Raw genomic sequence first — 20,953 nt, 5'->3', positions numbered from 1 at the left:
CAGGAGCCTGCCATGAACAACGCGCCATTCCGCATCGTCTTCGCCATCTATCCCGGCATGACCCAGCTCGATTTCACCGGGCCGCATCAGTTTTTCGTGCGCTGGCCCGATAGCGAGGTGATCATCGCCAGCCCCGCCGGGGGCGACGTGCCGAGCGAGGGACTGATTTTTGCTGGAACCAGGCGGCTGGCGGAGATTGACGCCTGCGATCTCATTTGTGTGCCGGGCGGCCGCGGTACGACCGCCACGGCACTGGATATGGCCTTCATTGCCGAGATCCGGCGGTTGGGATTGGCGGCGCGCTATGTCACCTCGGTATGTACCGGCTCGCTGATCCTCGGCGCTGCCGGTCTGCTGGTTGGCCGGCGGGCCGCCTGTCACTGGGCCTGGCGGCATCTTCTGCCACTGTTTGGCGCGATTGCCGATGACGGACGCGTCGTGCGCGATGGAAACATCATAACCGGTGGCGGGGTTACGGCGGGCATTGATTTCGCTCTGGCGGTGCTGGCCGAGATCGGGGGCGTGGAGCAGGCGCAGACCATTCAGCTCGGGCTTGAATATGCCCCCGCGCCGCCGTTCGACGCGGGGCGGCCGGAAGCCGCCCCGGCCGCGATCCTGGCGGCGTATCGGGAACAGATGGCGGATATTCTGCCGCGCCGCGAGGAGGAAGCGCGTGAAGCCGCCAACCGCCTCGGTATCGTGCGGGCATGAGAGAGCGTCGCTTACGCCGCACGCCTTAATCAACAGGAAAACTTGCAAGTTTGACTGTTGTTAGGTAAGAGTGAGGGCATGGATCGATCTTCCGGCATGCCCGCGCCTCTCGAAATGGCCGTTACCGAGCTTTCGCTGGCGATCGGCCAACTCTTGCGGCGCCTGCGTGCCGATACCAACCCGGACGGGCTGACATGGTCCCAGACCATGGTGCTGGCACGGCTCGATAAAGCCGGCCCGATGACGACAGCCGATCTCGCGCGGGCAGAGGGGGTTAAGCCGCAATCCATGGGTGCCACTCTCGCGGAATTGGAAAGTGAGGGGCTGGTCTCGCGCCAACCGCATCCGACCGATGGCCGGCAGATTCTGTTCGCTTTGACGGAGGCCAGCATTCAGGCGCGGCATCGGCGCAGTGCCGCGAAACAGAAATGGCTGCTCGAAGCCATGGCCAAACTCACCCCCTTAGAGCGAGAGACGCTCATGTCCGCGGTCGTGCTGATCAAACGTCTGGGTGAGGCGGAATAGGTCGCAGCACGGGCCCAGCCGCAGGTTGGCGCCCAGCCTTTATCTTCTGACAAGGAGCCCTTAATCATGAATTGGCTTCATGACGTGTCTTATCTGTTCGGCGGTGTTTTCCTCGCCAATGCCGTTCCGCATTTCGTCAGCGGCATGATGGGGCAGGCCTTTCAAAGCCCGTTCGCCAAGCCGCCGGGGCAGGGGCTTTCCTCTTCCACCGTCAATGTGCTTTGGGGATTTGCGAACCTTGTCTTGGCCTATCTGCTGCTTATTCGCGTAGGCAATTTCAATCTGCATGCCGCCGATCAGGTCATCGCCGCCGGCGCGGGCGTGCTGCTGATCGGCCTGTTTTCCGCCCGCACATTCGGGCGTTTCCACGGTGGCCATTCGCCGAAGCATTCATAACGCATGCCCCAAGGCCCGGCCTCGGAAGATGTCGCGAAGGATGCGCAGCTCGATCCCGCGGTATGGAGAATTGCCGCCGTCGCCTTGTTTGGCGGTCTGCTGGCGCAACTCGATGCCACCATCGTCAATGTCTCCCTGTCGAGCCTGGCTGCGGATCTGCACGTAAGTTTCTCAATCATTCAGTGGGTCACCAGCGGTTATCTTCTGGCATTGGCCCTGGCTCTGCCGTTAAACGGATGGCTGGTCGGCCGCATTGGCGCGAAATCGCTTTATCTTTGGTGTTTCGCGGGTTTCACCTTGTCCTCGGCGCTGTGCGGGCTGGCCTGGTCGGCGGATGGCTTGATCGCGTTCCGCGTTTTTCAGGGCATCAGCGGCGGGCTGCTCGCCCCCATGGCGCAGATGATGATCGCCAAAGCGGCCGGCAGGCACATGGCGCGTGTGGCTGGGTACATGGCGCTGCCGGTTCTGCTGGCGCCGGTCTTTGGCCCGATCATTGCCGGCGCCATCCTGCAATATGCGTCATGGCGCTGGCTTTTCCTGGTCAATTTACCAGTCGGCGCGCTCGCCTTCCTGTTGGCCATTCGGTTCCTGCCGCGAGACCGGGAAGAGCTCACCCGCAAGAAGCTGGACTGGCTTGGCCTTGCATTGCTGTCACCCGGATTGGCGTTGTGCCTCTACGGCGCGGACAAGATCGGGCGGACGACCGGTCGTGCGACCCTCGCTGCCGGGATCATCATGACTGCCGGTTTTCTTTGGACGGCGCGGCGCAAAGGCGATGCGGCGTTGGTTGATCTGCGATTGTTCAAGAGCCGGGTGTTTTCGGCCGCAATCGTGACGCAGTCCCTCTCGAACGGCGTGCAGTTCGCGGGGCAGATGCTCATCCCCGCCTTTCTGATTCAGGCTTGCGGCCGCGCCCCCGCCGAGATGGGCTGGATGCTGGCGCCACTCGGGCTGGGCATGATGGTGACCTATCCGCAGATGGGTGCGCTGACCGACAGGTTTGGCATCCGTGCCCTATCGGCGGGCGGTGCGCTGCTGGGTTGCATGGCCACGCTGGCGTTTCTTTATCTGGCGCTCCATGGGCTCAACCTGTTCATCCTCATCCCCGCGCTGTTTCTGCGGGGCTTGGGCATGAGCGCCGTCGGCTTGCCATCCATGACCGCTGCGTATGCCGCTATCTCCAAGCAAGATCTGCCCATGGCAACCACCTCACTGAACATCGCTCAGCGTCTCGGCGGGCCGATCATGACAACGCTTTGCGCGACTTTCCTCGCCTGGCGGCTGGGGGCACATGGTTCCGGCCCCGCGGTGGCGACCGCTTACGCCTGGGCCTTTCTGCTTCTTTCCATATTTCAGGTCGCTGTTTTCCTTGCCGCACGCCAGTTGCCGCGCCGTTTGGACGATGTCAGACGTGTTGAAAGATAGACAAGAAGTTTGTGGGCATTTCGCCTAATACCATGGTTCAGCCTTAAATCTGCGAGACACCGCCATCCACGAACGGCTCCGCGCAGACAACGTAGCTGGACTCCTCGCTGGCTAGATAGAGCGCCGCGGCGGCTTTGTCGCGGAACGCCTGAAGCTCTTCCGGGCTGCGATGCCGACCGATCAGGGACGTGTCGAGCTTGGATAGTGCCTCTCTGGATCGACCTTTTTAGAGGTGCCCGTCAGGAAGGAGTGCGGCCGTTGGGGTCACTGTGATGTTTGCCGGCCGTCCTACTGCCAATTGCGCCGGGTCGCCGCCGCCAGATTGGAGCGGATGACCTGCCTGTGGACGGGGGCAATTATCCCGAGATAAATCCTGCCAGTGAGGTTGTGGCACCGTACAACGGTTGTTGCGACTAGTTCGTCCCTTTCGCCATCGCGAACAGGCCGCAGCAGCAGCGAGATGCGGAAATCGAGGTGGCGATCATCCTCGCCCAACACGATTTCCGCATCGGATTGTGCGATGATCCGGAAGAAGTCGATATGGTTCTTTCCTGCGGCTACCGCATTTTGCTGAAGCTGCCGTGAGGATCTGACACCCAGTGGACGCATGGCCACGTCTCGAATCGACAGAAGCACGCGGAACCAGGGAGCGGGGTGGCCAAGGACACTTCGGGCCAAAGTTTCGATGCCACGCGCCGCGTCCGTCTTTGTTATCTCAACAGCAAAGGCATCGGCAAGATCGGCGCCGGGCAGCCAACTGGAGATGGCGCTATTGGACGGGCAGTGGACCTGACGAATACGCTTCCTCATCGTTGACTGCTCCTTGCATGTGCGACGGACTCCTTAACGGAGGGGGGGGTGTTCCGGGCCTGTGCGATGTCCCGCGACCTCGCGGCTATATTGGCGGGGCGAGCGGTGCATGAGGCGCTTGAAGGTCGCGCTGAACGATTTCTCCGACTCGTAGCCCAAGGCGGAACTGATCTCGGCTAAAGACTGGCGGGATGTGGTCAGTTTCTCGGCGGCCTGTAACATGCGCCACCGTGTCAGATAGGCCATTGGCGTTATCCCTGCGACATCCTTGAACCGCAGGGCGAAAGCGGTGCGTGACATGCCCGCTTTCCTGGCTAATGTATCGATCGTCCAGCGATGCTCAGGCGCGCGATGCATGGCGTCGATCGCCGCTCGCAATCTCACGTCGGCAAGAGCGAAGAGCCAGCCGGATGCCGTGCTCGGCTTCTGGGACAAATGGACACGCAAGGCCTGGACTAGGATCATCGTCGCCAGTTGTTGCGCAACAACAAAATCCCCAGGCATGCCTTCCGACATTTCCCTGCGCATACGCTCGACGCACCAGCGCAACATCTCGCTGTCGGCGCTGTCCCTGATATGCAGGAGCGACGGAAGCGTCTCCAAAAGCAGGTCGGCCTGCCCTCCCGACAGCAGAAAATATCCTCCGATGCTCAGGAAATCGCCGCCACCGCCATACGTCATGATGCGCCCGTTCGACACCGGAGCCAGGATGTCGCGAACATCGACCGGTGTGACCGCGGGATCGCTCGAGATCCGGAACGCCTTGCCATGCGGAAGCAAGAAGCACTCGCCCGCGTGGACGCGGACTGGCTCGGGCGCGTTCTCGAGAGATACCCAGCAGGCGCCGGAGATGACCGCATGGAATTTGATCCCCTCATGCCGTCCGAACTGCACCGCGAAATCGCCGCCAGCGTCGAAGCCGCCCGAGACGTAGCTACGCAGTTTCAAAAGGGAAAGAATGTCTGACAAGGGGTCCATACTGTCGGCTCTGAACGAATGAATACTGTAAATGAATTTATAGAGGTTAATCGTTCAACATCCAGCCCTTATCTTTGACTCGATGCTGAAGGAGATCTGCAATGCATGTTTTCGTGACAGGAGCCACCGGCTGGGTTGGATCAGCGGTGGTCGATGAGTTGATCGCTACCGGGTATCAGGTAACCGGTTTCGCGCGCTCCGACAGGAGTGCGGAGACGTTGTCGGCGACCGGAGCCTCGGTGGTGCGGGGCAAGATCGAGGATCTCGGTGTGCTGCGCGCGGCGGCGGCCGAGGCTGACGGAGTCATCCATACGGCGTTCAATCACGACTGGTCGCGCTTTGCGGAGAACTGCGCCGCCGACAAGGCGGCGATCGAGGCGATGGGGGCGGCGCTGGAGGGCACAGACAAGCCCTTGATCGTGACCTCAGGCGTGGCGCTGCTGGCGCCGGGACGGTTGGCGACGGAAGAAGATGCCGCACCGCCGGTGACCGACAGCTTCCCGAGGGCATCCGAAGCGATGGTCGAGGCTCTGAAGGCGCGAGGCTTGCGGGCCTGTGCCGTGCGGCTTGCGCCGTCCGTGCACGGCGTGGGCGATCATGGCTTCGTGCCCCGTCTGGCGGGCATCGCCCATGACAAGGGTGTCTCGGCCTACATCGGCGAGGGATGGAACCGTTGGCCCGCCGTCCATCGCCGCGATGCCGCGCGCCTGTTCTGTCTGGCGCTCGACCGGCCCGAGGCTGGCCCGTTCCATGCTGTCGCCGAGGAAGGTGTGGCGCTCAAGGACATCGCCGAGGTAATCGGGCGTCAATTCGACCTTCCGGTTGAGAGCGTCGCCGTCGGTGACGCGCAGGCCCAATTCGGCTGGTTCGCGCCCTTCGTTGGTCTCGATGCGCCGACCAGCAGTGCACGCACGCGCGAAGTTTTTGGGTGGGCGCCAAAGGAACGCGGTCTGCTCGCCGACTTGACCGACCCGGCCTATTTCGCCGGCTGAACGTCTGATCCGCCAAGCAACGGGAGAGCAATATGCGTGTCTTCGTGACGGGCGCCACGGGCTTCATTGGCTCGGCTATTGTGCGGGAATTGATCTCATCGGGCCACGAAGTAAGAGGCCTTGCGCGATCGTCGGAAGCGGCAAAACGGCTGGAGGCGGCGGGGGTGGGTGTTGCCCGTGGAGCCGTCGACAGTCTTGACGTGCTGTGCCGTGAGGCCAGACGAGCAGACGGCGTGATCCACACCGCTTTTTTTCATGCCCTGTCGCACATGGCGTTCTCTACGCGCCTGCGGGTTCTTCTGGGCGGTGTTCCCTCGGACATCGTTGGTCGGTTCACCGCCGCGGCCGTGGGCGCCGATCGTAGGGCGATCGAGACTATGGGCAGCGTTCTGGACAAGGGCGCGCCGCTGATCGCGGCATTTCCGACCATGGCGCTCAAGGCTGGACGGATCGTAGAGGAGACTGACGCAGTGGACCCTGCATCCGTTGGCGGCGGCAGGGCCGGGACGGAACAGGCGATATGCAGGCTTGCCGGGAGCGGCCTTCGCGCGGCGACGATCCGCCTGCCGCCCTCGGTTCATGACGAGACGAAACAGGGGCTAGTGACGCAACTGATCGCCGCGGCGGGCAGGACGAATATCTCTGCCTATATCGGCGCAGGCAACAATCGCTGGTGCGCCGTCCACCGCCAAGATGCCGCGCGGTTATTCGTCAAGACGTTAGAGTGCGGTGAGCCGGGCGCGCATTATCACGCCATCGGCGAAGAGCCGATCACGCTGCGGACCATCGCCGAGACCATCGGCATGGCTACAGGCGTATTTGCTAAATCGTTATCGGCGAAAGAGGCCGCAAAGCATTTCGGATGGCTCGCCGCCTTCATCGGCACCGACAATCCGGTCGCGAGCCGAATCACGCAAGAGGCGCTCGGTTGGTCGCCAACTGGGCCGGGGCTCCTGGCTGACGTAGGCGCGATGATGGCATCTCGGCCGCGTGCCTGATTTCGATCAGGCAGGGCAGGAGCGGTGCACCGGTTATCGTTTTGATTCACGCCGTCAGTCTCGATCTCTCCTTTTGGGAGAAGCAGATCCAGGATCTGGCGGAAGGCCGCGATGTCATCGCCGTCGATCTACCCGGGCATGGGCAGTCGGCCAGCCTGCCGCAGGATTGGAGCATCAGTGGTGTCTTCGCCGGTCTCGTTGCCGTTCTTGACGAGGCAGAAGTGAATTCGGCGCATTTGGTCGGCTTGTCCTTTGGTGGCATGAGCTGCATGAGTCCGATGGCGATTTCTCACCCGGACCGCGTCCGTTCTTTGACCATTTTTGGCGACTGCAGGGACCTTTCCCGATGAGGCGCGTGAGGCCATGAAACAGCACACAGCGCTTGCACAATCGCAGGGCATGGGGGCGATCACCCCGTTCGTTTCATATTGGGTCGCCAACGCAACATCACAAAACCGGCCTGACATCATTGATCGCGTTTCGCGGAACCTGCGCCGGCTCAATCCCGCGGTCTATGCCTTGATCTGGCGCATGATTGCCGACTTTGTCGTTGTGCAACGATTGAGCGCGGTATCCTGCCCGACCCTGGTCCTCGTCGGTGATAGTGATGATATGAATACGCCGGGGGCGGCGCATCTGATTCCGCTTGACCTGCCATCGGAAACGGCAGAAAGGCGAGTGTCTGGAAGGAAGACGTGGCTAGGAAGCAAGCCATTCAGAAACCGCGTTATTTACCTTGTCCGGCTGCTCGAGCATGATTCCATGTCCGCCATTGATCGTCAGTTCGCTGAGGTTCTCGCAGTCTTCTCGCATCGGCTCTGCCAGCCGGCTGCGGGTCGTATCGCAGACCGTATCGTTCGTCGCATGAATGAAGAGCACGGGCAGAGAAAGCCTGCCAAAATTTGGCGCTTCTGCAGCATAGGCGATATTTGCCTCGTCGTTCATGTACCAAGCATTGGCGCCGGCGAAACCCGTTTTCGCGAAGGCTGCGGCGAGCTGGTCGAAGTCATCATTCGACAGCAAGGTTTTCTCTTGCGATGTGACAGGCGCACGGTGGGCAGCGCCAAACCAGCCACCCTGAAGACAGATATTGGCCGTAAAGGCGGGGATACCCAGCTCACGCGCAGGGGCCTTCCGATAAAGCATAGTCAGCGTAGCGATGACATCTACTTCGAATTCACGGGAAGCGCGGGTGAAATGCTGCCGATAGAAAAGCCAATAATCCCACTGCCCGACGGGGAAGTGGTGCCTCGGGTAGACTTCGCGATCGATGAGAGGCATTAGGTTCGGCAGCGCAAAGCCACGCGACAAATAAGGTACACATAGGTTGACGACGCCTCGGCATCGCGCGGCATGATGCGACGCCATAGACCAGGCAACCGCGCTTCCCCAGTCATGACCCACCCACACGGCGGGCGTGCCGCCGAGCGCATCGTGCAGATCGACCATGTCTGCGACGAGTTCCCGAACCGAATAGGCTGAGATGGAGTCCGGCCGCGATGACTCCCCATAGCCTCGCATATCCGGTGCAACACAGCGCCAGCCCAACGCGGAAAAATGCTCCATCTGGGCGCGCCAGACCAACCCGATTTCGGGCCAGCCATGGAGAAAGATCATTAGCGGACCGTCGCCCGGACCAGCCTCGATCCACGCGGTTCGGTGACGCTGCGTCTCGATGCGACGCTGAGTGACATTCATGGCGCTCACCGCAGCAGATCGGGTTGTGTGGTTATGAGGAATTTCCAGTCCGAGAGTGCCGCGCGCCGATGCGGCGCGGCTTGTTCTGCATAGGCCGCGCTTTCAAGAATTCTACGAAGGACTTCAAAGCTTGCATAACGGACGACGACGATATCATCCCAGGCTTCGCCGTCCGCTCCGACCAGAACGCCGCGGTAGAGGTGTGGGTAGAAGCGGGAGTGCGAACCGTAAAGCGTTGATTCAAAAAGAGAAGCTGGTTTTTTTGGAGGTCCGGGCGGGAATCGAACCCACATTCGCGGATTTGCAGTCCGCTGCATCACCACTCTGCCACCGGACCGGCTTGGTGCGGCCCCTATATCCCCGGCTGTGCCGTGCCGGTCAAGCCGCCTTTCATGTCTGGGTGGTAATTCTCCGGTGCGGGGGGTGGGCGGCGCGGTTGAGTTTGATGGCGGGCCGCCGCTATAAGGGCCATACTTGCGAAGTGGAAGGGTGCCATGGCTGATACGGATTCTCTGGCGGTAGCTCGCGATTATATGGTGGATTCGCAGGTCCGCCCCAACCACGTGCACGATCTGCGGATAACGGGCGCCATGCGCGTTCTGCCGCGCGAGGCCTTTATTCCCGCCGGCGGGCTGGCCTATGCCGACGCCGACCTGCCTTTGGGCGGCGGGCGTTACATGCTGAAGCCGATGGTCGCCGGGCAGCTCGCCCAGCTCACGCTGGAGAAAAATCCGGCGCATGTGCTGGTGGTCGGCGCTGGCAGCGGTTATCTCGCCGCGGTGCTGAGCTTGGCGGGCGTCGATGTCGTGGCGCTGGAGGAGGAAACCCGCCTCATGGGCACGGCCTTGGCGGCCCATGCGCCGCAGGTGCAGGCCGTGACCGGGACGCTGGAGGCGGGTTGGCCGGCGGGCGGGCCGTATGATGCCATCGTCATCGAGGGCGCGGTGCTGGATATTCCCCCGGCGCTGGCCGCGCAGCTTGCCCCTGGCGGGCGGGTGATCGCCATTCTGGCCGATGAGGCGGCCCCCGGCGGGTTGGGCCGCATCGCGGTGGCGGAGCCCGCGGGCGGCGGTTATGCCCATGTCGAGCTGTTTGACTGCACGTCCCGTTTATTGCCGCAATTCGCACCCGCTCCGGCTTTTTGCTTCTGAGCATGGCGGGCCGCCTCTTGCCACGCGCGCGCTGGGTTTCGGGCATGGCGCTGGGGGCGGTTCTGCTGCCCGCCGCCGCAACCGCCGCCCCGCCCGCGACGCTGACACAGGCGCTCGTTTCGGCTTATTACAATAATCCCACCTTGCAGCAGCAGCGCGCCACGTTGCGCCAGACCGATGAAAACGTGCCTACCGCCCTGTCCGGCTGGCGCCCGACCGTCACCGTGAATGGCGAATATGGCCGGGTGACGGGATCCGAGAAATACGGCACATCCTCTTTCGACGAAACCACCCAGCAATATGTGAACAGCTCCACCAAGGTGCCGGAAAATGGCACCCAGAAGGTCGCGCAGATCACAGTGACCCAGCCGATTTATCAGGGCGGCAAGGTCACCGGGCAGACACGCCAGGCCAAGAACGATGTCTATGCCGCCCGCGCCCAGCTTTTCTCGCAGGAGCAATCGGTCTTTCAGCAGGTGGTGCAGGCTTATGTCGCCGTCGTGGCCGACATGCAGCTTCTGGCCCTGCAACAGAGCAATCAGCAGGTTCTGACGCAGCAATTGCACGATACCCAGACCCAGTTCAATCTGGGCGAGATCACCATGACATCGGTGGCGCAGGCTCAGGCCTCGCTGGCGGCGGCAAAGCAGCGCGTCTCGGTGGCGCAAGGCAATCTGCGGATCGCGCGCGATAATTTCCGGCAGGTCGTGGGGGACTATCCGGCGGACAAGCTGGCGCCGCCACAGCCCTTGATGTTGCCGGTGGATAACGCCAAACAGGCTGGCGCCGTGGCGGTGCGCAACAATCCGGACGTGGTCGCCGCCCAGTTTAGCGATGCCGCCGCGAAGGATGGGGTGGATGTGGCCTTCGCCGCGCTGATGCCCCAGCTTTCCCTTCAGGCTTCGGCCTATGACGAGGCGGGCAGTTCCGGTCAGAACAATTTCACCCGCGGGGCGTCGTTCATCGGCCAGTTGAGCGTGCCGCTTTATCAGGGCGGGCAGGAATATGCGGCGATCCGTCAAGCCAGGGCCAAGGAGCAGGCGGCTTTTGCGGCGGTGCTCGTGGCCCAGCGCAAGGCCTATGCCGGCGCGGCCCAGGCCTGGGAGGGTTTGACTTCGTCGCGCTCGTCCATTCTGTCCATCAATGCCGAGATCAAGGCCAACGCCATCGCGCTGGACGGCACGGAGCGCGAGGAGCTGGTGGGCACCCGCACGACGCTGGATGTGTTGAACGCGCAGCAGACTCTGCTGGATTCCCAGATCCTGCAGGTGCAGAATATCTCGCAAATGGTGAATTATTCCTATGCCGTGGCGGCGTCCATCGGGCGGTTGACCGCGCGGGATCTGGGCTTGCCCGTGCATGAATATGACGACAAGAAATATTATGACGCCGTGAAATATGCCGGGTTCGGCACGGGGGGCGCGGCCGACCAGGATGCCGGCATCGCGCCGGATGGGGCGATGCTGGGCGCACCACCCACCCCGCCGGTGGTACCGGTTTCAAGCCCGGGGCAGAAGGCGCCATGAAGGAGGCAGGATGAGCGAAGGCGACGGTATTTCAAACCGCTCCGGCCCGGCCAGCGCGGCGGAACCCTCGATGGAGGAGATTTTGGCCTCCATCCGGCGGATCCTGTCCGACGAGGAAGCCGCCTCGGCGCGGCCGCACGGCGAGGATGAGGAAGTGGTGCTGAACGCCAGCATGCGGGTCTGCGAGCCGGAGCCGCCTGTTTCCGCCACGGCGCCACCGGCACCGGACACGGCACCGGACACGGCACCGGCGGACATGGCACCGGACATGACGCTGGATGAACCGGCCCCCACCCTCGCCGCGCCGGTGCATTTCGCGTCGGAACCGGCTTTTGGGAGCTTGCCCCCCACGCCGCGGGAAGCGGACCCGCCGCCGATGCAGGCACAATCGTTTCCCGCGCCGGAGCCGTTCATATCCGAGCCTTTCATGTCTGTTTCGTCTGCGCCAGCCCCGGACATGTTTGGCGAGGCGGCACCGTTCGATCAGCAGGCGCCCATGTTCGAGGCCGGGCCCTCCTTCATGACGTCTCCCATGCAGACCATGGCCCCAGTGGAGCCAGGGTTCACGCCCGACATCACCATCCAACCCCCCAGTCCGGCGGCGGAGCCGCCGATGGCCGAGTTTGCGCCGGCACCGGCGCTTGAGCCAGAGCCAGAGAAGGAACAGATCATGGAAGAGCAAGTGCAAGGCCCGGCGGGACTGGTCGACGATCAGGCCGTTTCGGAGATCAGCAACTCCATCGGCGCGCTGGTGCGCAGTGTGAGCACCGAACGCTCCGCCAGCATCGGCCGCCCTGGCATCACCATCGAGGATATTGTCCGCGAGGAGGTCAAGCCGGTGCTCAAGGCTTGGCTGGACACGCATTTGCCGAGCTTGGTGGAGCGTGTGGTGCGCGCTGAGATCAACCGTGTGATGGACCGCGCCCAGGGCTGATCCGTCTTTCACGCGTCAGGATGCGGCCGCTTTCCGGCGGCCGTTTTTTTTCTTAAATACGCGCGCCCCCGCATGGGGCGCGGAGGTTTTTTACGTGACGACACTGGACAAGACTTTCGAGCCGGCTTCTTCCGAGGCACGGCTTTATGCTGGTTGGGAAGCTTCGGGCGCGTTTGCCGCGCATCCTGAAAACCCGGCCAAGCCCTACACCATCATGATCCCGCCGCCGAACGTGACGGGCAGCCTGCATGTGGGCCATGCGCTGACCATGACGTTGCAGGATATTCTTGTCCGGTTCCGGCGCATGCAGGGGCGCGACGTGCTCTGGCAGCCAGGCACCGACCATGCGGGCATCGCCACGCAGATGGTGGTGGAGCGGTTGCTGGACAAGGAGGGCGTGTCCCGCAAGGAGCTGGGGCGCGAGACGTTCCTCTCCCGCGTGTGGCGGTGGAAGGCCGAGTCCGGCGGCAATATCACCCGGCAATTGCGTCGCCTGGGCGCCTCGCCGGATTGGGCGCGTGAACGCTTCACCATGGATGACGGGCTTTCCGTGGCGGTGCGCGAGGTGTTCGTGCGGCTGTTCGAGGACGGGCTGATCTACCAGGACAAGCGGCTGGTGAACTGGGATACCCAGTTGCAGACCGCGATTTCCGATCTTGAGGTGGAGAGCCGGGATACCAAGGGAAATATGTGGTATATCCGCTATCCGGTTGAAGGTGGCGAGGCGATCACCGTCGCCACCACCCGGCCGGAGACGATGCTGGCCGATACCGCCGTGGCGGTGCACCCGGAGAATGAAACCTTCAAGCATCTCATCGGCCGGCATGTGGTGCTACCGCTGACGGAGCGGAAAATCCCCATCGTCGCGGATGAATATGCCGACCCTGAGAAGGGCACGGGGGCCGTGAAAATCACGCCCGCCCATGATTTCAACGATTTCGAGGTCGGCAAGCGCCATGGGCTGGCCATGCCCTCGATGCTCGACAAGCAGGGGCGTGTCACGCTGGCCGAGCTGGGGGAGGTGCCTGAGTTCGTGCGCTCGCTGGAGGGGCTGGAGCGTTTCGCGGCGCGCAAGCTGGTCGTGGCGGAGCTGGAGGCGCGCGGGCAATTGGTGGAGGTGAAGCCGCACCCGCATATGGTTCCCTATGGCGACCGTTCAGGCACGGTGATCGAACCGTTCTTGACCACCCAATGGTATTGCAACGCCCATGTTCTGGCCCAGCCCGCCATCGAGGCGGTTGAGGAAGGGCGTGTCCAGTTCGTGCCCAAGCAGTGGGAAAACACCTTCTTTGCCTGGATGCGCGACATTCAGCCCTGGTGCATTTCCCGCCAGCTTTGGTGGGGGCACCGGATTCCGGCCTGGTATGACGAGGCGGGCAAGGTGTATGTGGCGCGCACCGAGGAAGAGGCCCAGGCCCAGGCCGGGGCGGGTGTGCGCCTGACCCAGGACGAGGATGTGCTGGATACCTGGTTCTCTTCCGCCCTCTGGCCATTCTCGACGCTGGGCTGGCCGGAGCGGACGCCGGAACTGGCCAAATATTATCCGACCGACACATTGGTGACCGGCTTCGACATCATTTTCTTCTGGGTGGCCCGGATGATGATGATGGGGCTGCATTTCATGGGCGATGTGCCGTTCCGCACCATCTATATTCACGGGTTGGTGCGCGACGAGAAGGGGCAGAAAATGTCCAAGTCCAAGGGCAATGTCCTGGACCCGCTGACGCTCATCGATAAATTCGGCGCCGATGCGCTGCGCTATTCCGTGGCCGCCGCCGCGGGCCAAGGGCGCGATGTGAAGCTGGGCGAGAAGATCGTCGAGACCAACCGGGGCTTTATCACCAAAATCTGGAACGCCGCGCGCTTTCTGGAAATGAACGGGGTGAAGCCGAACCCGGATTTCAAGCCGTGGGATGCGAAATTGCCGCTCTGCCGCTGGGTGCTGGCGCGCGCGAACGAGGCGGTCGAGGCCGCGACCGCCGGGCTGGAGGCGTATCGCCCGAATGATTATGCCACCGCCTGCTATCGCTTTGCCTGGGGCGATGTGTGCGACTGGTTTATCGAGCTTGCCAAGCCCGGCTTCGCCAGCGAGGACGCGCGGGAGATCCGCGACACGGCGGCCTATGTGCTGGGGGTGCTGCTGCGGCTGATGCACCCGCTGATCCCGTATGTGACCGAGGAGCTGTGGGACCATTTCGGCTATGGCGCGCCGTGTTCGCTGATCTCCGCCGCCTGGCCGGAGACGGTGCGGGTGAACGGCGCGGATGCGGCGGCGGCGGAGCTGAACTGGCTGGTGGGGCTGATTTCGGAAATCCGCACCGTGCGCTCCGAAATGAACGTGCCGCCCTCGCAGAAATCCCCGGTGTTTTTACAGGACGCGGCGCCGGAGACGCTGGAGAGGGCACAAGGCTGGTTCGAGGCGATTTCCCGTCTGGCCCGTGCTTCCGAAATCGGGGCGCTCAATGGCCCGGTGCCGCGGAATGCCGCGCAGGCGGTGCTGGGCGAGGCGACGATCATCCTGCCGCTGGAAGGGTTGATCGATCTGGAGGCGGAGAAGAAGCGGCTGGCGGCGGCGCTGGCCAAGGCCGAGGGCGAGTTGAAGAAGGTGCGGGCGAAGCTGGCCAATGCGGAGTTCGTCGCCCGCGCGCCGGAGGCGATTTTGGACGAGCACCGGGACCGCGAGGAGAGTTTCACCAACGAGGTGGCGCGCCTTGGCGCCGCGCTGGCGAGGCTGGCATGATGGTGCGGGCCCTCCGCCCGGAGGACCGGGCCGGGTGGGAGGCGCTCTGGCGGGGCTATCTGAGCTTTTATGAGCAGGCGCTGGCACCGGAGGTGACCGACACGCTCTGGGCGCGCTTCTTCGACCCCGCCGAGCCGGTGAACGCGCTGGTGGTGGAGGAAAATGGCGCGTTGCTGGGGCTGGTGCATTACATCTTCCACCGCAATACCTGGATGACCGGCGATGTGTGCTATCTGGAGGATCTGTTCACCGCCGAGGCCGCGCGGGGCAGGGGCGTTGGCCGGGCATTGATTGAGGCGGTATATGGGCGCGCCCGTGAGGCGGGATGCGGTCGGGTTTACTGGCTGACGCACGAGACCAACAAGACCGCCCAGGCGCTGTACGACAAGCTGGCGGACAAGCCCGGTTTCATTCAGTATCGCAAGCTGGTGTGAAGGGAAGGTGAGTCGGTTGGGCGGGGATGAATAATGTTCTGATCTTGCTGATGCTGGTTCTGGCCGCGCTGCTGGAGGTGGGGGGCGACGCGCTGGCGCGCACGGCGCTGCATGCCCATGCGCTGCCGGTGAGGATCGGGTTTTTCGGCGCCGCCGCGCTGGTGCTGTTCATTTATGGCGTGGCGGTGAATCTGCCGCCCTGGGATTTCGGGCGTCTGCTGGGCGTTTATGTGGCGTTGTTCTTCGTCGTGGCGCAGCTCGTCAATCTGTTCGTTTTCGGCGTGCGGCCAGCTCCCCCGGTCATGGCGGGCGGTATCTTGATCGTCGCGGGCGGATTGTTGATGACCTTCTGGAAGGTCTGAATTCTCGCGGGGCCTGGAGGCGGGATCCTGGCTCTGGCAATGGCTCTTTTGGGCGTCCCCCAGGCCCCGCGAAATTTTCGAAGGTTCAGCTTTCTCGCAGCCCGTAGAGCGCGAGGACACGGTGCATCCAGTCCAATATGGGATCGTTCTCGGGCAGTAAGGCGGTGGAGGAGGTCAGCATGCCCCATTGCAACGCGCCAAAGACGATATGGTCCGCCCAGTTGGGGGCGTCTCCGGCGATGAAATCCTGCGTGGAGACCAGGCGGTGGAGCGGTTTCAGCGTGGCGTGAAAAACCTGTGTCGCGGCGGGGCGGGCGGCGTCGATCTCCTCGATGCCGCGCTTGAGCATCGCCTCGCGCGTTTGCCGGAAATAAGGTTGATCCTCGGGCACCAGACGGCGGTAAATATCGCCCAGCACCATTGCGGCGATGGCCGGGTGCAGGATGGTTTCCGTCCAGCTCTTGATGAACATGATGAGCGCCTGGGAAGGGGGCTCGCCAAAGAGCGAATCTTCGTTGGGGTAGGTGCGCTCCAGATATTCGGCGATGATCTGGCTATCGGACACGATATTGGCGCCATCGAGCAGAACCGGCACCTTGTCCTGGCCGGACGCGGCGATGGCCGCCTTGTCCGTGAAATGCCAGGGGATGGTTTCATATTCGAGATTCTTATGCGCCAGCGCCAGCTTCACCCGCCAGCAATAGGGGCTGAAGCGTGTGCCGTCCGCCGCGGCGAGGTCGTAAAGCCGTCGTTTCATCGCGCCGTCTGCCCGAACAATATTGTCTTCGCGTCCTCGGAAACGGTGGGCGTACCGTTGACCTCCTTGGCTTTCTCATAGGCGCGTTGCACGGCGGGGCGGGCGGCCATGCGCGTGAACCAGGCGTGCAGATGGGGGAAATCCTCCAGCCTTTGCTTCTGGCGTTCATGCGGCACGACCCAGGGGTAGCTCGCCATGTCCGCGATGGAATAATCGCCCGCGATATAGTCCTTGCCTTCGAGCTGCTTGTTCAGCACGCCATAAAGCCGGTTGGTTTCCTTGATGTAACGGTCCATGGCGTAGGGAATGCGCTCGGGCGCATATTGCACGAAATGGTGATTCTGCCCGGCCATGGGGCCAAGCCCGGCCATCTGCCAATAGAGCCATTGCAGCGTCTCGAAGCGTGAGCGGGTCTCCTTGGGCAGGAAAAGGCCGGTCTTGTCCGCCAGATATTCCAGAATGGCGCCGCTTTCGAAAAGGCCGAGCGGCGCCCCGCCATCGGCGGGCGCCATGTCGCGGATGGCGGGGATACGGTTATTCGGCGCGAAGGCCAGGAAATCCGGGTTGAACTGTTCGCCCTTGGAGATGTTGACGGGAAAGATCTTGTAATCCAGCCCCGCTTCTTCGAGGAAGATGGTGATCTTATGCCCGTTCGGCGTGGTCCAGTAATAAAGCTCGATCATTGCAACGCTCCTTATGCCAGCGCCTTGGAGGCCAATTCATATGTGTTGTGGCTGAGATGTTCACGCGCCAGGATCCGTTCAAGCTCCGCCTTCATCAAGTCCTGCCGGGCCGGGTCGAACCGGCGCCAGAGGCCGAGCGCCGTGACCAGCCGCGCCGCGATCTGCGGATTGCTTTCATCCAGCCGCAGAACGAAATCCGCCAGCAGCCGGTAGCCGGCGCCGGATCGATCGTGAAACCGGGCCGGATTGGCGGTGAAGGCGCCGATGAGCGCCCGCACGCGGTTGGGGTTGCGTAGATCCATGGCCTTGTGCGTGGCCAGGGCCTGCACGCGGGCCAGCGTGTCCGGCGCGCTGCTGCGCGCCTGGACGGAGAACCATTTATCCAGCACGAGCGGCGTGCCGCTCCAGCGTTCGTGGAAAGCGTGCAGCGCCTGGTCCCGTTCCGCGCCGGGCATGTCCACCAGATTGGCCAGGGCGGCCAGCTTGTCGGTCATGTTTCCCGCCGCCGCGAATTGCGCGGCGGCCAGGCCGGTGCCGTCCGCGGCGGTGAGGTATCCAAGGGCGGTGTTGCGCAATGCCCTGGCCGCCATGGCCGGGCCGGACACATCCTCCGGCGCGTGGGATCCATAGGTCTGGTAAGCGGCGTGGAAGGCCGGTTTCAGCGCTTGGCCCAGCGCCTGGCGCGTGGCTTGGCGCACGGCGTGGATGGCGTCCGGATCGACGGTTTTCATCTCGTCCGCCAGCAGGGTCTCCATGGGCAGGATCAGCGCCTCGGCGGCGAAGGCCGGGTCTTGAGCGGCATCGCCCAGAGTCGCGGCGAAGGCGTCTTGCAGCCCCGCATCCAGCGTGAAGGGCAGGCCCGCCTGATGGGCGGCCACCGCATCCAGCAGGGCGGTGGCGGCATATTGCTGCAAAGCGTCCCAGCGGTTGAAGAGGTCGCTGTCATGCGCCGCCAGAAAAGCGAGGCGGTCGCGGCCTTGGCCCTTCAGCTTGATGGGCGCGGAGAAATGCCGGAACAGCGAAACCGCCTTGGGCGGACGCGGGAGCTTGAAATGGAAACTCTGCTCTGCCTCGCGCAGCAGCAGGGTTTCGGCATGCATGTCCCGCCCGGTTTCGTCCAGCAGCCCCATGGCGACGGGGATGAGAAGCGCGCGCTTGTCCGCCTGGCCAGGCGTGGGGGCGGTGTGCTGGCGCAGGGTCAGGATGAAGCATTGCTCCTTCTCGTCCCAGCGCTCGGCAAAGCTGATCTCCGGCGTGCCCGCCTGCTCGTACCACAGCATGAACTGGGAGAGATCGGTATCGGTGGCGGACTGCATCGCCGCCCAGAAATCCTCCACCGTGGCGGCGTGATTGTCGTTTTTGGCGATATATTCATCCATGCCGCGGCGGAAGGCGTCACGCCCGATGATGGTGCGGTACATGCGCACCACCTCGGCCCCCTTTTCGTAAATCGTGGTGGTATAGAAATTATTGATTTCGAGATAGCTGGCCGGACGCACGGGGTGCGAGAGGGGCCCGGCATCGTCCCGGAACTGGGTGGCGCGCAGCAGCCTGACATCGGCGATGCGCTTCACCGCCGCGGAAAACTGGTCGGACATATATTCCTGGTCGCGGAAGACCGTGAGCCCTTCCTTCAAGGAAAGCTGGAACCAGTCCCGGCAGGTCACGCGGTCGCCGGTCCAGTTGTGGAAATATTCATGCGCGATCACGCGCTCCACATTCTGAAAATCGGTGTCCGTCGCGGTCTGGCTGTCCGCCAGCACATAGGCGGTGTTGAAGATGTTGAGGCCCTTATTCTCCATTGCCCCGGCATTGAAGTCCGATACGGCGGCGATGTTGAAAATATCGAGATCATAGGCGAGGCCGAACGTGTCCTCGTCCCATTTCATCGCGCGCTTCAGCGCCGCCATGGCATGGGCGCAGCGTGTCTCATCCCCGCGTTCCACCCAGATCCCCAGATCCACCCGGCGCCCGGCGCTGGTGGTGAATTCATCGCGCAGCGAGACCAGATCCGCCGCCACCAGGGCGAAGAGATAAGAGGGTTTGGGGTGCGGGTCTTCCCATTCGGCGAAGGCCTTGCCGTTTTCCACCCCCGCCGCCAGCCTGTTGCCGTTGGAGAGCAGGATGGGAAATTTAGCCGCGTCGGCGCGCATGCGCACATGGTAGCGCGCCATGACATCCGGCCGGTCCGGAAAGAAGGTGATCTTGCGGAATCCCTCGGGCTCGCACTGTGTGAAAAAGCCCGAGCCGGAGGTATAAAGCCCGGAAAGCTCGCTATTGGCGGCGGGGGCGATCCGCACGGATGTTTCCAGCACCGCCTCGTCCGGCGTGTCCTGAATGGTGAGCGATTCGGCATCCAGCATGTAGCGGTTATCGCCCAGCGCCTCGCCATTGAGGGAGATGGACAGCAGCTCCAGCTTGCGGCCATCCAGCTTCAACGGCCCGGGGGCATTGCGGCGCAGCTTCAGCCGGGCATGGACGATGGTGGCCGCCGGGTCCAGTTCGAAATCCAGCGCCACATGCTCCACCTCGTAGGCCGGTGGGCGGTAATCGGCGAGCTTGACCGGTGTGCGGGGCGGGATTTGTCCGTCAGCCATGATAATCTTGTCCTGTTCCTTCTGGTGAAATGCCCGCGTCCACGCATATGGTATGGCATGGCCGATGAGACATCTCTTCAAGCGGAAATTTTTTCACGTATTGCCGAGGTTGGGCAAGAGGCGTGGGATGACCGGGCGGAGAGCGGCAACCCGTTCATTTCCTATGCGTTTTTGTCGGCCTTGGAGGAGAGCGGCTCGGTCGGCGCGGGCACGGGCTGGCTGCCGCGCCATTTGGGGCTGCGGGCGGAGGGGGGCGCGTTGCTGGCCGTGGCGCCCTGCTATGTCAAGAGCCATTCCTATGGGGAATATGTGTTCGACCATGGCTGGGCCAATGCGTTCGAGCGCGCCGGCGGGCGCTATTACCCGAAGCTGCAAATCGCCTCGCCCTTTTCGCCCGTACCGGGGCCAAGGCTGCTCGGCCATGGCGCGCGCGTGGCGGACATGGCGCTGGCGCTGGAAAAAATTTGCGAGGCGGGGGGATGCTCCTCGGCGCATGTGACTTTCTGCACCGAGGCCGAGTGGGCGGGGCTGGGGCAGGCGGGGTGGCTGCAACGGCTCGGCATGCAGTTTCATTGGGAGAATCCGGGTTATGAGAGTTTCGAGGATTTTCTGGGCGCGCTCTCCTCGCGCAAGCGCAAGGCGATCAGACGGGAACGGCGGGAGGCCCAGGCGGGGCTGACATTCCGGGCGCTGAGCGGGGCGGAACTGACTGCCTCGGTCTGGAAGCGGTTTTATGAATTTTATCTCTCCACCGTGGAGCGCAAATGGGGTGGCGCTTATCTGACGCCGGAATTCTTTCCGCTATTGGGACGGCGGCTAGGGGAAAAAGTGGTGCTGATGCTGGCCGAACGGAACGGGCGGCCGATCGCGGGGGCGTTGAACCTGCTGGGAGACGGCGTGCTTTATGGCCGCAATTGGGGCAGCACGGAGGATGTGCCCTTTCTGCATTTCGAGCTCTGCTATTATCAGGCGATCGATTATGCCATCGCCCATGGCCTGCGCCGCGTGGAGGCGGGCGCGCAGGGCGAGCATAAGATCCAGCGCGGCTATCTGCCCAAACCGACCTTTTCCGCGCATCATATCGCGCATCCGGGGCTGCGCGCGGCGGTGGCGCGTTTCCTGGAGGTGGAGCGGGAGGACATATCGAGGACGATGGAGGCGTTGGCCAAGGAAGGGCCGTATAAACGGGACGAGGAGACGTGAGACGCGCCGCCTTGTTCGAGGGCTGATCCGGTC

At 63.2% G+C, this 20,953-nt stretch carries 21 protein-coding genes and 1 tRNA gene; 14 read left to right on the top strand and 8 right to left on the bottom strand.

What is annotated here, in order from left to right; all coding sequences use genetic code 11:
• Positions 1 to 12 precede the first annotated feature (12 nt).
• The 4 genes from AB7D48_RS05945 to AB7D48_RS05930 all read left to right on the top strand — a co-directional run bounded on the left by AB7D48_RS05945 (position 13) and on the right by AB7D48_RS05930 (position 3,057).
• Positions 13 to 711, top strand: a complete 699-nt coding sequence (locus tag AB7D48_RS05945; RefSeq protein WP_427976454.1) for a DJ-1/PfpI family protein — start codon at positions 13 to 15, stop codon at positions 709 to 711.
• 78 nt (positions 712 to 789) lie between these two features.
• Positions 790 to 1,236, top strand: coding sequence for a MarR family winged helix-turn-helix transcriptional regulator (locus AB7D48_RS05940; protein WP_427976452.1), 447 nt, complete (start codon positions 790 to 792; stop codon positions 1,234 to 1,236).
• Positions 1,237 to 1,302: 66 nt separating this feature from the next.
• The gene (locus AB7D48_RS05935; RefSeq protein WP_295744661.1) at positions 1,303 to 1,632 is read left to right on the top strand and encodes a hypothetical protein; all 330 of its coding nucleotides are present in this window, start codon (positions 1,303 to 1,305) and stop codon (positions 1,630 to 1,632) included.
• A gap of 3 nt (positions 1,633 to 1,635) precedes the next feature.
• Positions 1,636 to 3,057, top strand: coding sequence for a DHA2 family efflux MFS transporter permease subunit (locus AB7D48_RS05930; protein WP_427976448.1), 1,422 nt, complete (start codon positions 1,636 to 1,638; stop codon positions 3,055 to 3,057).
• Between the two features lie 288 nt (positions 3,058 to 3,345).
• Here the strand turns inward: AB7D48_RS05930 and AB7D48_RS05925 are convergent, their stop codons facing one another.
• Both AB7D48_RS05925 and AB7D48_RS05920 read right to left on the bottom strand, forming a co-directional pair.
• Positions 3,346 to 3,867: a DUF2867 domain-containing protein gene (locus AB7D48_RS05925; protein ID WP_427976446.1), complete on the bottom strand. Its 522-nt coding sequence runs from the start codon at positions 3,865 to 3,867 to the stop codon at positions 3,346 to 3,348.
• 33 nt (positions 3,868 to 3,900) lie between these two features.
• Positions 3,901 to 4,845 carry an AraC family transcriptional regulator gene (locus AB7D48_RS05920; protein WP_427976445.1) on the bottom strand — a complete coding sequence of 315 codons (945 nt, stop codon included), beginning with the start codon at positions 4,843 to 4,845 and terminating at the stop codon, positions 3,901 to 3,903.
• A gap of 113 nt (positions 4,846 to 4,958) precedes the next feature.
• On the opposite strand from AB7D48_RS05920, the gene AB7D48_RS05915 reads away from it, so the two are divergent.
• Genes AB7D48_RS05915 through AB7D48_RS05905 form a run of 3 tightly spaced genes read left to right on the top strand, consistent with a single transcriptional unit; the run spans position 4,959 to position 7,185 of the window.
• Positions 4,959 to 5,837 (top strand): SDR family oxidoreductase, encoded by an 879-nt coding sequence (locus AB7D48_RS05915; RefSeq protein WP_427976442.1) that lies wholly within the window; start codon positions 4,959 to 4,961, stop codon positions 5,835 to 5,837.
• A 32-nt stretch (positions 5,838 to 5,869) separates the two neighbouring features.
• Positions 5,870 to 6,835 carry an SDR family oxidoreductase gene (locus AB7D48_RS05910; protein WP_427976440.1) on the top strand — a complete coding sequence of 322 codons (966 nt, stop codon included), beginning with the start codon at positions 5,870 to 5,872 and terminating at the stop codon, positions 6,833 to 6,835.
• 41 nt (positions 6,836 to 6,876) lie between these two features.
• Entirely contained in the window at positions 6,877 to 7,185 is a 309-nt protein-coding gene (locus AB7D48_RS05905) for an alpha/beta fold hydrolase (protein WP_427976438.1), read from the top strand.
• Positions 7,186 to 7,534: 349 nt separating this feature from the next.
• On the opposite strand, the gene AB7D48_RS05900 is transcribed toward AB7D48_RS05905, so the two are convergent.
• From AB7D48_RS05900 to AB7D48_RS05890, 3 genes are all read right to left on the bottom strand, one after another.
• Positions 7,535 to 8,533, bottom strand: coding sequence for an alpha/beta fold hydrolase (locus AB7D48_RS05900; protein WP_427976672.1), 999 nt, complete (start codon positions 8,531 to 8,533; stop codon positions 7,535 to 7,537).
• Positions 8,534 to 8,538: 5 nt separating this feature from the next.
• Positions 8,539 to 8,826: a hypothetical protein gene (locus AB7D48_RS05895; protein WP_427976436.1), complete on the bottom strand. Its 288-nt coding sequence runs from the start codon at positions 8,824 to 8,826 to the stop codon at positions 8,539 to 8,541.
• Positions 8,797 to 8,870 (bottom strand) — tRNA-Cys (locus AB7D48_RS05890). Before AB7D48_RS05890 ends, AB7D48_RS05895 begins: the two co-directional genes overlap by 30 nt.
• A gap of 157 nt (positions 8,871 to 9,027) precedes the next feature.
• On the opposite strand from AB7D48_RS05890, the gene AB7D48_RS05885 reads away from it, so the two are divergent.
• The 6 genes from AB7D48_RS05885 (at position 9,028) to AB7D48_RS05860 (ending at position 15,680) form a co-directional block, all read left to right on the top strand.
• Positions 9,028 to 9,684, top strand: a complete 657-nt coding sequence (locus AB7D48_RS05885; RefSeq protein WP_427976434.1) for a protein-L-isoaspartate O-methyltransferase family protein — start codon at positions 9,028 to 9,030, stop codon at positions 9,682 to 9,684.
• A gap of 2 nt (positions 9,685 to 9,686) precedes the next feature.
• Entirely contained in the window at positions 9,687 to 11,210 is a 1,524-nt protein-coding gene (locus AB7D48_RS05880; protein ID WP_427976432.1) for a TolC family outer membrane protein, read from the top strand.
• A 10-nt stretch (positions 11,211 to 11,220) separates the two neighbouring features.
• Positions 11,221 to 12,144, top strand: coding sequence for a DUF2497 domain-containing protein (locus AB7D48_RS05875; protein WP_427976430.1), 924 nt, complete (start codon positions 11,221 to 11,223; stop codon positions 12,142 to 12,144).
• A 103-nt stretch (positions 12,145 to 12,247) separates the two neighbouring features.
• Positions 12,248 to 14,884 carry a valine--tRNA ligase gene (locus AB7D48_RS05870; protein WP_427976669.1) on the top strand — a complete coding sequence of 879 codons (2,637 nt, stop codon included), beginning with the start codon at positions 12,248 to 12,250 and terminating at the stop codon, positions 14,882 to 14,884.
• Complete coding sequence (locus AB7D48_RS05865; RefSeq protein ID WP_427976427.1) at positions 14,881 to 15,318, top strand: N-acetyltransferase family protein; 438 nt, start codon at positions 14,881 to 14,883, stop codon at positions 15,316 to 15,318. The genes AB7D48_RS05870 and AB7D48_RS05865 overlap by 4 nt, the downstream gene beginning before the upstream one ends.
• A 26-nt stretch (positions 15,319 to 15,344) precedes the next feature.
• Positions 15,345 to 15,680, top strand: coding sequence for a hypothetical protein (locus AB7D48_RS05860; protein WP_427976425.1), 336 nt, complete (start codon positions 15,345 to 15,347; stop codon positions 15,678 to 15,680).
• A gap of 85 nt (positions 15,681 to 15,765) precedes the next feature.
• Here AB7D48_RS05860 and AB7D48_RS05855 read toward each other — a convergent pair whose 3' ends face one another.
• Genes AB7D48_RS05855 through pepN form a run of 3 tightly spaced genes read right to left on the bottom strand, consistent with a single transcriptional unit; the run spans position 15,766 to position 19,717 of the window.
• The gene (locus AB7D48_RS05855) at positions 15,766 to 16,437 is read right to left on the bottom strand and encodes a glutathione S-transferase N-terminal domain-containing protein (protein WP_427976424.1); all 672 of its coding nucleotides are present in this window, start codon (positions 16,435 to 16,437) and stop codon (positions 15,766 to 15,768) included.
• On the bottom strand, positions 16,434 to 17,120 hold the full coding sequence (locus AB7D48_RS05850) for a glutathione binding-like protein (RefSeq protein WP_427976422.1): 687 nt from the start codon (positions 17,118 to 17,120) through the stop codon (positions 16,434 to 16,436). The genes AB7D48_RS05855 and AB7D48_RS05850 overlap by 4 nt, the downstream gene beginning before the upstream one ends.
• Positions 17,121 to 17,131: 11 nt before the next feature.
• Entirely contained in the window at positions 17,132 to 19,717 is a 2,586-nt protein-coding gene (gene pepN / locus AB7D48_RS05845) for an aminopeptidase N (protein WP_427976420.1), read from the bottom strand.
• Between the two features lie 57 nt (positions 19,718 to 19,774).
• Here pepN and AB7D48_RS05840 point away from each other — a divergent pair, with 57 nt between their 5' ends.
• Positions 19,775 to 20,920: a GNAT family N-acetyltransferase gene (locus AB7D48_RS05840; RefSeq protein WP_427976418.1), complete on the top strand. Its 1,146-nt coding sequence runs from the start codon at positions 19,775 to 19,777 to the stop codon at positions 20,918 to 20,920.
• The last annotated feature ends 33 nt before the right edge of the window (positions 20,921 to 20,953 follow it).

Source organism: Acidocella sp., assembly GCF_050253495.1.
In the GTDB taxonomy this organism is placed as follows: domain Bacteria; phylum Pseudomonadota; class Alphaproteobacteria; order Acetobacterales; family Acetobacteraceae; genus Acidocella.
Note: the sequence above shows the minus strand (reverse complement) of the source record. Positions and strands in the feature narration are given on the sequence as shown.

What these genes read in the sequence shown, in the direction of transcription:
- AB7D48_RS05880 (WP_427976432.1), top strand. Translation starts at nt 9,687, where the DNA reads ATGGCGGGCCGCCTCTTGCCACGCGCGCGCTGGGTTTCGGGCATGGCG.
- AB7D48_RS05885 (WP_427976434.1), top strand. Translation starts at nt 9,028, where the DNA reads ATGGCTGATACGGATTCTCTGGCGGTAGCTCGCGATTATATGGTGGAT.
- AB7D48_RS05895 (WP_427976436.1), bottom strand. Translation starts at nt 8,826, where the DNA reads ATGTGGGTTCGATTCCCGCCCGGACCTCCAAAAAAACCAGCTTCTCTT.
- pepN (WP_427976420.1), bottom strand. Translation starts at nt 19,717, where the DNA reads ATGGCTGACGGACAAATCCCGCCCCGCACACCGGTCAAGCTCGCCGAT.
- AB7D48_RS05850 (WP_427976422.1), bottom strand. Translation starts at nt 17,120, where the DNA reads ATGATCGAGCTTTATTACTGGACCACGCCGAACGGGCATAAGATCACC.
- AB7D48_RS05940 (WP_427976452.1), top strand. Translation starts at nt 790, where the DNA reads ATGGATCGATCTTCCGGCATGCCCGCGCCTCTCGAAATGGCCGTTACC.
- AB7D48_RS05920 (WP_427976445.1), bottom strand. Translation starts at nt 4,845, where the DNA reads ATGGACCCCTTGTCAGACATTCTTTCCCTTTTGAAACTGCGTAGCTAC.
- AB7D48_RS05865 (WP_427976427.1), top strand. Translation starts at nt 14,881, where the DNA reads ATGATGGTGCGGGCCCTCCGCCCGGAGGACCGGGCCGGGTGGGAGGCG.
- AB7D48_RS05840 (WP_427976418.1), top strand. Translation starts at nt 19,775, where the DNA reads ATGGCCGATGAGACATCTCTTCAAGCGGAAATTTTTTCACGTATTGCC.
- AB7D48_RS05875 (WP_427976430.1), top strand. Translation starts at nt 11,221, where the DNA reads ATGAGCGAAGGCGACGGTATTTCAAACCGCTCCGGCCCGGCCAGCGCG.
- AB7D48_RS05855 (WP_427976424.1), bottom strand. Translation starts at nt 16,437, where the DNA reads ATGAAACGACGGCTTTACGACCTCGCCGCGGCGGACGGCACACGCTTC.
- AB7D48_RS05860 (WP_427976425.1), top strand. Translation starts at nt 15,345, where the DNA reads ATGAATAATGTTCTGATCTTGCTGATGCTGGTTCTGGCCGCGCTGCTG.
- AB7D48_RS05900 (WP_427976672.1), bottom strand. Translation starts at nt 8,533, where the DNA reads ATGAATGTCACTCAGCGTCGCATCGAGACGCAGCGTCACCGAACCGCG.
- AB7D48_RS05945 (WP_427976454.1), top strand. Translation starts at nt 13, where the DNA reads ATGAACAACGCGCCATTCCGCATCGTCTTCGCCATCTATCCCGGCATG.
- AB7D48_RS05930 (WP_427976448.1), top strand. Translation starts at nt 1,636, where the DNA reads ATGCCCCAAGGCCCGGCCTCGGAAGATGTCGCGAAGGATGCGCAGCTC.
- AB7D48_RS05925 (WP_427976446.1), bottom strand. Translation starts at nt 3,867, where the DNA reads ATGAGGAAGCGTATTCGTCAGGTCCACTGCCCGTCCAATAGCGCCATC.
- AB7D48_RS05935 (WP_295744661.1), top strand. Translation starts at nt 1,303, where the DNA reads ATGAATTGGCTTCATGACGTGTCTTATCTGTTCGGCGGTGTTTTCCTC.
- AB7D48_RS05910 (WP_427976440.1), top strand. Translation starts at nt 5,870, where the DNA reads ATGCGTGTCTTCGTGACGGGCGCCACGGGCTTCATTGGCTCGGCTATT.